The sequence below is a fragment of the Amycolatopsis orientalis DSM 43388 genome (assembly GCF_000411975.1).
Classification (GTDB): domain Bacteria; phylum Actinomycetota; class Actinomycetes; order Mycobacteriales; family Pseudonocardiaceae; genus Amycolatopsis; species Amycolatopsis orientalis_D.
Genome location: NZ_ASXG01000182.1, coordinates 105492 through 117121, shown reverse-complemented (window position 1 = coordinate 117121; position 11630 = coordinate 105492). Strand labels below are relative to the sequence as shown.

The following is an 11630-nucleotide window of genomic DNA, read 5'->3' as shown; positions in this document are numbered from 1 at the left end:
GCTCCCGGACGCCCATGACGCCTCGGTGAACGATTCCGGAGCAGAACGCGAAGGTCTCTCACATTCGTCGTGACAACGCGGCAGACTCTGTCACACGAAGACGGGCGCCAACACCGCCGAACGGAGGGGTTGATCACCGCCCAAGCCCCCCTCAGCAGTAAAACGCGCAGGTAGCCCCCACCGCGGACAACGACACAAAGAACCACACCAGAAAGATCACCGCCGGAATAGCCGCCAGAATCCCGCACACCAGCCCGGCGATCCCCATCCCCTGCCCAGTCCACCCCGGCTTGCCTGCCTGGACCATCCCGGCCCACGACAACCCGATCGCGGTGATCGCCGCGACCACGTCGAAGAACGGCACCCAGAAGAAGATCAGCGCGACGATCCCGACCACCATCCCGGCCACCGCGAGCCCGCTGGTCTTCAGCGGCGCGGCCCCCGGATACGGAGCCGCATACGGCGACCCGTACATCGGCGCCCCATACGGCACGGGCGTCTGTGCGGACGGGGGATAGCCGGGCGCGGGCACCGGACCGGACGGGTGGCCCTGCGCCGGGTCCTGGCCGGGGTAGGGCTGCTGCTGATACGGGTCCGTCATGGTGCACTCCTGCTGCGACTGTGGCGACGGTGGGTCGTCGGCGGCTAACGGCGAAACGTTACGCGCGGTCGCCGGTCGATGTGACGGTTTTCAGCCTTTCAGCCCGGATTCAGTGACCCCGCGTACCAGATATCGCTGGAGGAACGCGAAGAGCAGCACGATCGGGACGAGCGAGAGCACCGCGGCCAGGAACAGCAGGTTCAGCTGCGGGTTCTGCGCGGTGAGCAGCCCGGACAGGGCGACCTGCACCGTCCACGAGTCCGGCGACTGCGCGATGATCAGCGGCCACAGGAACGCGTTCCAGCTGCCGATCACGGTGATCACCGCGATCGCGGCGAAGAAGCCGCGCGAGTTGGGCACCACGATCTTGCGGAAGACGCCCCAGCGGGAAAGGCCGTCGACGCGGCCGGCGTCTTCGAGTTCCTTCGGGAAGTCCAGGAAATACTGCCGGAACAGGAAAACGCTGAACGCGCTGAACAGGCCCGGGATGATCAGGCCGCGGAAGTCCGAGAGCCAGCCGAGCGTCGAGACCACGACGAAGCTCGGCACGAACGTCACCGACGTCGGGATCATCAGCGTCGCCAGCACCGCGTAGAACACCGGCTTCGAGTAGCGGTACGGCACGCGCGCCAGGCCGTAGCCGGCGAGCGAGCACACCACCAGCAGACCCACGGTTTGCAGTACCGCGACGACGACCGAGTTCACGATGCTGCGCGCGAACGGCACGTCCTGCTGGTCGAACAGCTTCGAGAAGTTCTCCCAGTGGACCTGCTTCGGCCACAGCGTCCAGCCCGGCGCGGTGATTTCCGCGCGGGAGGCGAGACCGTTGCGGAGCAACAGATAGAACGGCGCCACGAAGAGGATCGCGGACACGGCGAGCGCCGTCCAGCGAAGCACCGCGCGGATCATGTCGTGCTCCGTTCGAACCGGAAAAGCCTGCCCTGCAGGAGAGTCACCACCGCGATCAGCAGCGCCAGAATGATCGCGCCCGCGCTGCCGCGGCCCAGGTCCTGTCCACCGGAGCCGAGCGAGGTGTAGTAGAGGTACACCAGCGGCGGCCGCGCGAACGGCGGATAACCCCGGGAATCGCCCATGATGTTGTAGAACTCGTCGAACGCCTGATAGGCGTTGATCAGGTTCAGCAGCAGCACGGCCACCGACGTCGCGCGCAGCTGCGGCAGCGTGATGTGCCGGAAGACCTGCCAGCCCGGTTTCGCGCCGTCGAGCCACGCCGCCTCGTACAGATGCTGCGGAATCCGCTGCAGCGCAGCGAGGAAGAGGATCATGTAGAAGCCGAGCTGCAGCCAAAGCCGCGCGGTCACCAGCACCACCCAGTACAGCGGCGGGTGCACGGTGCCGGTCCACGCGACCGGGTCGATGCCGAAGACGCCGAGCACCGTGTTCGCGAGTCCGTAGCGGACGCCGGAGAACAGCGAGGTCTTCCAGATCAGCGACGCCACCACGTACGAACACGCGAAGGGCAGGAAGAACACCGAGCGGAAGAACGCTCGCGCGAACCGCAGCTGGTTCACGCCGACCGCCAGCGCCAGCGACAGCACGAACGTCAGCGGCACGATGAACAGGGCGAACACGCTGAACGTGCCGAGGCTCGCGAGGAACGGGCCGTCGGAGAGCATGTGCGCGTAGTTGTCCAGTCCGACGAAGACGCTGGGGGTGACCGTGTTGCGCGCGTCGAAGAACGACAGGTACAGGCTCCATCCGATCGGCAGGTAGGCGAAGATCGCCAGGCCGAGCAGGAACGGACCCACGAACCCCCAGAACGCCAACGTGTCCCGGCTTTTCCGGGACAGCTTCATCCGAACAGGCGTTTCAGCTCGGCCTGCGCGACGGTGACCGCGGCCTTCGTCTGCGCCACCGGGTCCGCGCCCTCCTTGGCGATCTTCGCGACCGCGTCCGACAGCGCGGTGTTCGACGTCTGCGTCCACACTGGACCGCCGATCAGGTGGCTGTTCTCCTTGACGAACTTCACCACGTCGGCGGCCGGGCCACTCTGCAGCGTCTGCGCCTTGTCCATCAGGCTCTGCCGGGCGGGCACGTGGAAGCCGTAGCGGGTGGCGAACTCCAGCTGGCTGTCGGTCTGGTCGATCCACAGCCACTTCACGAACGCCTTGGCCTCGTTGACGTGCGCACTCTTCGCGTTGACCATCGCGCCGTACGCGCCGACCGGGACCGATGGCTTGCCGCTGTCGTCCAGCTTCGGGAACGGCAGCACACCGAAGTCGTCGTTGAGCGCGTCGCGGATCTTCGGGACGTTCCACAGCCCGGTCCACTGCATCGCGCAGAGCCCGTCGACGAACGCACCCGGGTCCGACCAGTCGGCGGGCGCGCCGAGCAGCAGCGAACCGTTGGCGTTCAGCGTGTGCAGCTTGCTGAACGCGGCGGCCGCGCGCGGATCGTCGAACCCGACCTCGCGGTTGTTGTTCTTCAGGTAGTCCAGCCCGGCCGACCACAGCAGCGGACCGGTGAGCGTGCCGACGCCGCCGTCATTGCCCGCGAAGAAGCCCTTCACGCCGTCCTTCGACAGCTTGCCCGCGGCGTCGATCAGCTCGTCCACGGTCTGCGGAGGCTGCACGCCGGCGTCCTGCAGCATGCTCTTGCGGTAGAAGAGCACCTGCGTGTCGGTGGCCTGCGGAATGCCGTAGACCTTGCCCTCCACGGTCTGCGCGGCCAGCACGGCGGGGCTGAAGTCGTTCTTGACCGGCCCGATCAGGTCGTCGAGCGCCACCACCTGGTTCTGCCGGACCCAGTCGATCTTCACCTGCGCTTCGAAGACGTCCGGAATCGCGCTGTTCTGCAGCGCGGTGACGATCTTCGAGTCGTAGTCGCCGGGGTTCCACACCACGTTGACCTTCGCGCCCGGATAGCTGGCCGCGTAGTTCTTGACGGCTTCCTGCACGCCGTCCTCGCCGTAGGCGTGGTACCACTGCTGCAGCGTGACCTTCGGGGCCGGCGAGGTGGTCGTGGCGCCCGCCGACATCGCCGTGGACGGCGGCGGATCCCCCGGACGCCCGGTGTTCGACCCGCACGCGGCCGCGAGGCCGCCCACCGCCGCCGTTCCCGCCAACGACAGGAACGACCTCCTGCTCCGCTGCTGCATCCCCAGTTCTCCTCCGACGTGCTGGGAAGGGCTCCTTGCCCGCACCAGATTCCCTCACGAAGCCCTTCCCAGGCCGACAACTCGCCGGAGATTTACCGCTCAGAGGTGTGAGATGTCGAGCTTTCCCTCGGAGTAGGACGCGCGCAGCCGCTTCTTGTCGAACTTGCCGACGCTCGTCTTGGGCACCTCGTCCACGAACGTCCAGTTCTCCGGCAGCTGCCACTTCGCGACCTTGTCCGACAGGTAGTCGCGCAGTTCCTCGGCGGTGGCCTGCTGGCCTTCCTTCACCACGACGGCGACCAGCGGGCGTTCGTCCCATTTCTCGTCCGGGATGCCGACCACGGCCGCCTCGGCGACCGCCGGGTGACCCATCACCGCGTTCTCCAGGTCCACCGACGAGATCCATTCGCCGCCGGACTTGATCACGTCCTTGGCCCGGTCGGTGAGCGTCAGGAAGCCGTCCGGGCTGATCTTGCCCACGTCGCCGGTGCGCAGCCAGCCGTCGTGGAACTTCTCCGGGTCGACGTCGGACCCGCCGTGGTAGGCCCCCGCGATCCACGGACCGGAGACCTCCAGCTCGCCGACCGCCTCGTTGTCCCACGGCAGTTCCTCGCCGTTGTCGCCGATCAGCCGGGCCGCCACGGACGCCGGGAACCGGCCCTGGGTGTAGCGGTAGGCCCAGCGCTCGTCGCCGGTCGCACTGGCCGGCGGACGGGCGACGCTGCCCAGCGGCGACGTCTCGGTCATGCCCCACGCGTGCAGGATCGGCACGTGGTAGCGCTCCTCGAAGGCGTGCATCAGCGACGGCGGCGCGGCCGACCCGCCGACGACCACCTCGCGCACGTGGCTGATGTCCTGCGGGTGCGCGTCCAGGTGCGCGAGCAGGCCCTGCCAGATCGTCGGCACCGCGGCCGCGAAGGTCGGCTTCTCCGCGGCCAGCAGCGCCGCGATCGGGGCCGGCTGCAGGAACCGGTCCGGCATCAGCAGCGAGGCGCCGACCATCAGCGCCGCGTACGGCAGGCCCCACGACATCGCGTGGAACATCGGCACGATCGCGAGCGCGAGGTCTTCCTGGGCGAGCCGCATGCTGTCGGTCATGCAGACCTGCATCGAGTGCAGCCAGATCGACCGGTGCGAGTAGACGACGCCCTTCGGGTCGCCCGTGGTGCCGGACGTGTAACACATCGCGGCCGCGGACCGCTCGTCGATCTCCGGCCAGTCGAACTCGTCGGACTGCGCGGCCAGCAGCTCGTCGTAGGAGTGCACGGTGACGCCCTCGGGCGCGGTCAGCGCGGACGCGTCGCCGTTGGCCACGATGACGTGCTTGACCGTCTTCATCCCCGGCAGGTTGCTCGCCAGCAGCGGCACGAGCGTGCCGTCGACGATGATGACGTGGTCCTCCGCGTGGTTCGCCACGAAGACCAGCTGCTCCGGGAACAGCCGGATGTTCAGCGTGTGCAGCACCGCGCCCATGGCGGGCACCGCGAGGTAGGCGGCGAGGTGCTCGGCGTTGTTCCACATGAACGTGCCGACGCGCTGGTCGCCGGTGACGCCGAGGCCGCGGAGCGCGTTCGCCAGCCGGGCGGCGTGCTTGCCGAGTTCCGCGTAGGTCTCCCGGCGGGCTTCTGAACCGGTCCAGGTGACCACTTCGCTCTTCGCGTGCACCTTCGTGCCGTGGCGCAGCAGCTTCGCGAGCGACAGCTGTCCGTCCTGCATCGTGCTCAACATGGGTGACTCCCGTGGTGCTCGTTCGCCGGTGAACTGGGGTGCGCCCGACTCTAATGCGCATCCGCCGGATCGGGCACGAACAAGTTCGGTAACGGCTTGTCGGCCCTCTCCCGCCATCGGGTGGCGGCCCCGCGTTTTCATGATCCACATCTGTCCCGATTCCCGTTGCGGGGCAAGAAAATGCGTTGTGTTAACTGCGTGGAAATAGAGTCCCGTTCGGGTGAGGTAATGGGGGCGGAAATGAGCCCTTCGGGGCCGTTTTCACAGGTCGCGAGGGGTCCCCTCGCGCAGGTCCGGCGCGCCCGTCGACGGGTGATAAGTGCGTGTCGGTTGCGCGTACCTCGGCCACGTGGCGTTTACTGGGGCCGTGGTAAGTGACGGCTGGCCAGCGCTTGCAGCTGCAAGCATCGGCTGAGACCGTCGGCCGCGAAAGCGGAGACCTGAGAGGAAAGGACATTACGTTGGCTCTGCCCACGTTGACTCCGGAGCAGCGCGCCGAGGCCCTCGCCAAGGCGGCAGAGGCTCGTAAGGCGCGCTCGGAGCTGCTCGCTTCGATCAAGTCCGGCAAGGAGAGCATCGAGTCGGTGCTCAAGCAGGCCAAGGAGAACAAGACCATCGGCAAGACGAAGGTCACGCAGCTCCTCAAGGCGGTGCCCGGCCTGGGCGCGGTCAAGGTCGCCGCTCTGCTCGAGCAGGCGGGCATCGACCCCGACCGCCGGGCCGCTGGCCTGGGCGAACGGCAGCGCGAAGCGCTGATCGACGCGCTCAAGTAACGCCGATCCGGCAGCCGCGGGGAGGGTGCGCGAGAAGATGTTCTTCCGGCAACACTTTCCCCGCGGCGCTCCCGGATCCTGAGACGCTGGTGGAGTGACGACCAGTACCGCGCCGGCGACCCCGGCCGAGACCACCGTCCGCTACCAGCGTGGCGACTTCTTGTTCGCGAGCGCCCGGCGGGCCCTGCTCGCCCAGGGCGCGCTCGGCACGGTCACCGACGCCGACCCGCGCCGCCTCGCCCGCTCGGCAGCAGCCGAGCTGGCCGGTTCCGGCGTGCCGCTCGCCGTCGGCGTGCTGCCGTTCGACACCGGACCCGGCGCGACCTCGCCGGGGCATCTCGTGCTGCCCCGGACGGTTCATCGCGCCCAGGCGGACGCCGAAACCCCGGCCGCGCCGCCCGCCGCCGACCTGCCCGCCCCGGCGGCCACCCGGCGGCTCCCGTCCGCCGACGGCCACCGCGAGAACGTGCGGGCGGCCGTCGCCGCGCTGCGCGACCGCGGCCTGCGCAAAGCCGTGCTGGCCCGTGCGCTCGAGCTGGAATTCGACGCGCCGATCCCGGTCGCCGCGATCGTGCGCAACCTCGCGCGCGGCAACCCGCGCCACTTCACCTACGCCGCCGAACTGCCCGGCGGCCGCACTCTCGTCGGGGCCACCCCTGAGCTGCTGCTTTCCCGGGCCGGCGACTCCGTGTTCACGACCCCGCACGCCGGGTCGATGCCGCGTTCGGCCGACCCGGAGACCGACCGGGCCAACGGCGAAGCCCTCCTCGCGTCCGCGAAGGACCGGGAGGAGCACGAGCTGGTGATCGAATACGTCGTCGAGTCGCTGCGGCCGTTCTGCCGCAAGCTCGACGTCCCGGCCGGCCCTGAGCTGGTCTCCACGCCCGCGATCTGGCATCTGCGGACGTCCATCACCGGCGAGCTCGCGGACCGTTCAGTGACCGCCCTGGACCTCGCCGCCGCGATGCATCCGACGCCTGCGGTCTGCGGCACCCCGACCGTCGCCGCGCGCGACCTGGTGCAGGAGCTGGAACCGTTCGACCGCGGGTACTACGCGGGCGCGGTCGGCTGGGTCGACGCGGCGGGAGACGGCGAGTGGGCGGTCGCGATCCGGTGCGCCGAGGTGGCCGAGGAGTCGATGCGGCTTTACGCGGGCGGCGGCATCGTGCCCGCGTCGGATCCGGACACCGAGTATCAGGAGACGATCGCGAAGTTCCGCACGCTGCTCGGCGCGATGGGGCTGGACGACCGCGCCTCGTGAGTGGCAGTGCCGGTTCTAACCGGCGTAGCCACTCACGAGACCCAGTGTTCCTCGGTGACGCTGAGGCGGTCCGAGGTCAGCGCCGCGACCGCCGCGCGATGTCCGTCCGCCGCCTTGAGGTCGGCGAGCCGGGTCCGGGCCGGGTCGAGGGCTTCGTGGCCGGACGCCACCAGCTCGGCCGGGGCGTCGTAGCGGGAGAACGTGATGCTCTGCAGCGGGATCTTCAGGCCCTTGCCGGTGGCCTTCATCACCGCTTCCTTGCGCGTCCAGTAGATGAAGAACGCCGCGGAACGCTCCTCGTCGGACAAGCCTGCGACGGCTTCCCGCTCGGCCGGGCTCAGCGCGTACTCCACGAGCGAGGCGTCCGCCTTCCGGCTGGACGTTTCGACGTCGAGGCCTACTGGCACCCCGTCCGTGACCGCGAGGCCGATCAGCGTGCCCGAATGCGAGATCGACAGCACGAGGTCGGCACCCGGCACCCGCGGGCGGCCGTGCGGTTTGCCGCAGTCCTCGCAGGTCGCGTCGAAGCGCACGGACTCCGCCGTGCCGCCTAGCCGTTCCGCGACGAGGGTCTTCGCGAGCACCCGGCCGGTCAGGAAGCGGCGCTGGTCGATCTCGAGCCGGTACGCGTCGTAGCGGCCGCGTTCCAGGTCGTCCAGCAGCTTCAGGTAGCGGTCCTCCGCGGGCAGCGGCTCGGACCAGCGCACCACGATTTCGGTCACCGGCACCCCCTCCTCGTCCGCCTCCGATCTTGCCGGGGCGCGAGGCGGTTTGTCATGCCCCCTATCCCGGACGCGGCGAAGGCCCCCTCGGAGTCCGAGAGGGCCTTCGCGGCTGGATAACGAGTGCTACGACTTGTCTTTGTTGCGCATGGCGATGGGAACCCCGGCTAGGTCTTCCTCATTGCACAGCAGCTTCACGTCGTAGTAGGGCGAACCCTGTCGCTCGTCGTAGTCTAGGTGGATCGCGAGGACGTCGAGCGGTTCTCCCAGCCACTCCTGCGCTTGGCGCAGCCATCCCGCGCAGCGCTCGAGCGCGCTGGGCAGGTCGTCGTCACGAAACTCGACTGGTCGATACGGCACGTCCTGGACCTGATCGCGCGGGTGAGAGGGTGCGGGCAGGCCAGGCGAGAGACCCGAGTCGTCCAGTTCGAGTTGGATCGTTTGCTCAGTCACCCTTCGAGCGTCCCCCACGTTCGCCGTCTGAGCAAGGCGTATGGCGCTAAAAGCGCTCTTGGACAGGCAAGTCCCACACTTGGGCGACCACTTCGAGGCATTGCCGGAGGTCTTCGGCACGCACCGCGACCGGATGTCCGAGTGCCCGCAATGCCAGCTCCGCGTAGTGCGTGGCCAGGTCTTCCAGCCGGAGCGGGCCCTTCGGCGAATACCATCGGGCCACTCCGCTGCACATTTCCAGCAATGCGAGCCGCGTCACGGCCGGCTGTGCGGTATGGAACACGTTCGTCGCGGTGCCGTCCTCGATCGCCTTCGCCCAGAATTGCTCGTATTCGTCCCGCAGCGCGACGACCCGGGCACGCGCCGGAGCCGATAGCGCGTCGACTTCGTTGTCCACCACCCGGGTTTCGCCCGGCTGGGCGGCGTGCGCGAGGACGTGCAGCGCGACCAGCGTGCGCATCCGGACCACCGGATCGTCGCTGCCCGCGGTGGCCTTCGCCACCGCGTCGATCAGGCGGCGCAGCGAGGTCGTCATGATCTCGACGAGGAGATCTTCCTTGGTGCCCATGTAGTGGTAAAGGGTCGCCGAAGAAAGTTCGGCTTCCTGGGCCAGATCCCGGATGCCTGTGCCGTGGAAACCCTTGGTGGCGAACAGTTTCACGGCTGCCGTCCGGACCCGTTCGCCGCTGCTCACCGCCACTCCCCGGTGCTGCGGTCCCAGGAGCCGGCGCGGAGGTCGGCGGCCTTCCGCAGCTCGCCCTTCGCGACGCGTTCGGACGGCGTGCGCGGCAGATCGTCCGCGAACGCCCAGAACCTCGGCACCTTGAAGTACGCCAGCTGCTGCGCGCAGAACTCCGCCAGCTCCTGCGGCGACGGCTGGCCGTCGGCGCACACGACGTACGCCTTCACTTCCTCGCCGCGCAGCTCGTCCGGCACCGCGATCACGGCCGCGAGCTGCACTTTCGGATGTTGCAGGAGTGCGCGCTCCACTTCGTCGGCGGAGATGTTCTCGCCGCTGCGCCGGATCATGTCCTTCGTGCGGCCGAGGTAGTAGACGCGGCCCTCGGCGTCCATCCGCGCGAGGTCGCCGGTGTGGAACCAGCCGCCGGCGAAGGCGCGCGCGGTTGCTTCGGGGTCGTCGTGGTAGCCGTGCATCAGCCCGATGCCGCGGATCAGCAGCTCGCCGGTTTCCCCGCGCGGCAACGGTTTCCCGTCCTCGCCGGCGATCATCACCTCGCGGTCGCGGGTCGGCCGTCCGATGCAGCCGGTGCCCACCGCGGCGTCGTGGTCGGACTCGGACACCCGGAGGTCGCCGCCGGTCTCGGTCATCCCGAACGCCTCGTACCACGGCACGCCCCAGCGCTCTTCCAGCTGAGCGTGCAGGTCCGGCGGGATCGCCGAGGCGCTGATCGCACGGACGCGGTGGTTCCGGTCGTCCGGATGCGGCGGCTGGCGCAGCAGGAGCGTCGGCATCAGGCCGAGGCAGTAGAACCAGGTGACCTCGTACTCGCGGACCTTCGCCCAGAACGTCGAGGGGTGGAAGCGGTCCAGCACGACGAGCGTCGCTCCGGCGGCCAGCGCGAGCGCGACGTTCCACTGTGGATCGATGTAGTGGAAGGGTTGCGCGGTAAGCAGAATGTCGTCCTCGCCGACGGCAGGGAAGCCGGTGGCGAGGCCGATCGCGAGCGTGGTCCAGTACCGGTGCGGCAGCACGCAGCCCTTCGGCGCGCCGGTGGTGCCGGAGGTGTACTGGATGTTCACCGGCTGCTCGGCCACCACTGCCGCCGGTTCGCAGCGCGTTTCCGACTGCAGCGCCTCCGGGGTGAGGACGCGTTCCACGGCCGTTTCCGGCGCGATTTTCTCCAGCAGTTCCACGAACTCTTCGGCGGCCACCGCCAGACGCGCGCCGGAGTGGCGGAGGACATGCGTGCCGTCGAATTCGCGGTAGTTGATGTTCACCGGGACCAAAACGGCGCCGAGTTTGGCGAGCGCGAGCCACATGAGCGGGAATTCGGGCTCATTGCGCAGCATCACCGCGACGCGATCGCCGGCCTGGATGCCGTGTTCCTGGAGTGCGTTCGCCAAACGTCCGCTGCGGTCGTCGACTTCGGCGAAGGTGAACCGGGCGCCGGTGCTGTCGAAGATCCACGCGGTGCGTTCGGGCCAGAGCTGCGCGGCGCGCGCGACCAGCGCGACCAGGGTGTCGACGTTCTGCAGCGGAGTCACGCCCGGCTCCGGAACGCTTCGGTCGACTCGCGGACGGCGGCCGAGTTTTCGGTGATCAGCGCGTGGGTGACCTCGAGTTCCAGCGCCGAATCGAAGGCGTGGTCGATCCCGGCGTCGAGCGCCCGCTTCGCCATCGTGGCGGCCTCCGGCGGGTGATGGGCGATCTTCTCCGCCCAGCCGAGCGCGAGCGGCATCAGCTCGTCGGCCGGTACGGCGGCGTTGACGAGGCCGAGGTCGTGCGCGCGACGGCCGTCGAACCGGTCGCCCAGCAGCAGCAGTTCCTTCGCCTTGACCGGCCCGACCAGCAGCGGAAGCAGCCTCGACGCGGCACCGGTGACGCTCAGCCCCAGCGACACCTCGGGGAAGCCGAACACCGCGTCCTCGGCGGCCAGGATCAGGTCGCAGCCCAGCGCGAACTCCGCGCCCGCGCCGATCGCGTACCCGTGCACCGCGGCGATCACCGGCTGCCGCAGCGCGCGCAGCCGGCGCGTGACCTCCTGGAGCCGCTCCAGCCTCGTCCGGGAGTCCCCCTCGGGGGTGGGTTCCTTGAGGTCGTGCCCGGCGCAGAAGGCACGGCCGTTGCCCGACAGCAGCACGACGCGGGCTTCGCTGTGCGCGACCTCCTCCAACGCGGTCAGGAAGTCGTCCACCAGCACGGGCGCGACGGCGTTGAGCCGCTCGGGCCGGTTCAGCCGGATCTGCGCGAGGCCGCCCTCGACGGCCAGGTCAACGGTGCTCATGGAGGGGA

12 protein-coding genes are annotated in these 11630 nt (G+C 69.2%); 2 read left to right on the top strand and 10 right to left on the bottom strand.

Annotated elements, in window-relative coordinates:
• Positions 1–151 precede the first annotated feature (151 nt).
• The 5 genes from L942_RS37865 to L942_RS37845 form a co-directional block, all read right to left on the bottom strand.
• Positions 152–601, bottom strand: a complete 450-nt coding sequence (locus L942_RS37865; protein ID WP_037369510.1) for a hypothetical protein — start codon at positions 599–601, stop codon at positions 152–154.
• Positions 602–691: 90 nt separating this feature from the next.
• Positions 692–1510, bottom strand: a complete 819-nt coding sequence (locus L942_RS37860; protein WP_037369508.1) for a carbohydrate ABC transporter permease — start codon at positions 1508–1510, stop codon at positions 692–694.
• A complete protein-coding gene (locus L942_RS37855; RefSeq protein WP_037369506.1) occupies positions 1507–2418 on the bottom strand; it encodes a carbohydrate ABC transporter permease in 912 nt (303 codons plus the stop codon). Before L942_RS37855 ends, L942_RS37860 begins: the two co-directional genes overlap by 4 nt.
• Positions 2415–3719, bottom strand: a complete 1305-nt coding sequence (locus L942_RS37850; RefSeq protein ID WP_037369504.1) for an ABC transporter substrate-binding protein — start codon at positions 3717–3719, stop codon at positions 2415–2417. The genes L942_RS37855 and L942_RS37850 overlap by 4 nt, the downstream gene beginning before the upstream one ends.
• 99 nt (positions 3720–3818) lie before the next feature.
• A complete protein-coding gene (locus tag L942_RS37845) occupies positions 3819–5447 on the bottom strand; it encodes a long-chain fatty acid--CoA ligase (protein ID WP_037369502.1) in 1629 nt (542 codons plus the stop codon).
• Between the two features lie 461 nt (positions 5448–5908).
• Between L942_RS37845 and mihF the strand changes: the two genes are divergently transcribed.
• Positions 5909–6220 (top strand): integration host factor, actinobacterial type, encoded by a 312-nt coding sequence (gene mihF, locus L942_RS37840; RefSeq protein WP_050788348.1) that lies wholly within the window; start codon positions 5909–5911, stop codon positions 6218–6220.
• Between the two features lie 94 nt (positions 6221–6314).
• Positions 6315–7481 (top strand): isochorismate synthase, encoded by a 1167-nt coding sequence (locus L942_RS37835; protein WP_037369500.1) that lies wholly within the window; start codon positions 6315–6317, stop codon positions 7479–7481.
• A gap of 32 nt (positions 7482–7513) precedes the next feature.
• Here the strand turns inward: L942_RS37835 and L942_RS37830 are convergent, their stop codons facing one another.
• The 5 genes from L942_RS37830 to L942_RS37810 form a co-directional block, all read right to left on the bottom strand.
• A complete protein-coding gene (locus tag L942_RS37830) occupies positions 7514–8203 on the bottom strand; it encodes a 4'-phosphopantetheinyl transferase family protein (RefSeq protein WP_037369697.1) in 690 nt (229 codons plus the stop codon).
• Between the two features lie 126 nt (positions 8204–8329).
• Positions 8330–8656 (bottom strand): hypothetical protein, encoded by a 327-nt coding sequence (locus tag L942_RS37825; protein ID WP_037369498.1) that lies wholly within the window; start codon positions 8654–8656, stop codon positions 8330–8332.
• Between the two features lie 46 nt (positions 8657–8702).
• A complete protein-coding gene (locus tag L942_RS37820; protein ID WP_037369497.1) occupies positions 8703–9350 on the bottom strand; it encodes a TetR/AcrR family transcriptional regulator in 648 nt (215 codons plus the stop codon).
• A complete protein-coding gene (locus L942_RS37815; RefSeq protein ID WP_037369494.1) occupies positions 9347–10882 on the bottom strand; it encodes an ATP-dependent acyl-CoA ligase in 1536 nt (511 codons plus the stop codon). Before L942_RS37815 ends, L942_RS37820 begins: the two co-directional genes overlap by 4 nt.
• The gene (locus tag L942_RS37810) at positions 10879–11622 is read right to left on the bottom strand and encodes an enoyl-CoA hydratase/isomerase family protein (protein ID WP_037369493.1); all 744 of its coding nucleotides are present in this window, start codon (positions 11620–11622) and stop codon (positions 10879–10881) included. The genes L942_RS37815 and L942_RS37810 overlap by 4 nt, the downstream gene beginning before the upstream one ends.
• Between the last annotated feature and the right edge of the window lie 8 nt (positions 11623–11630).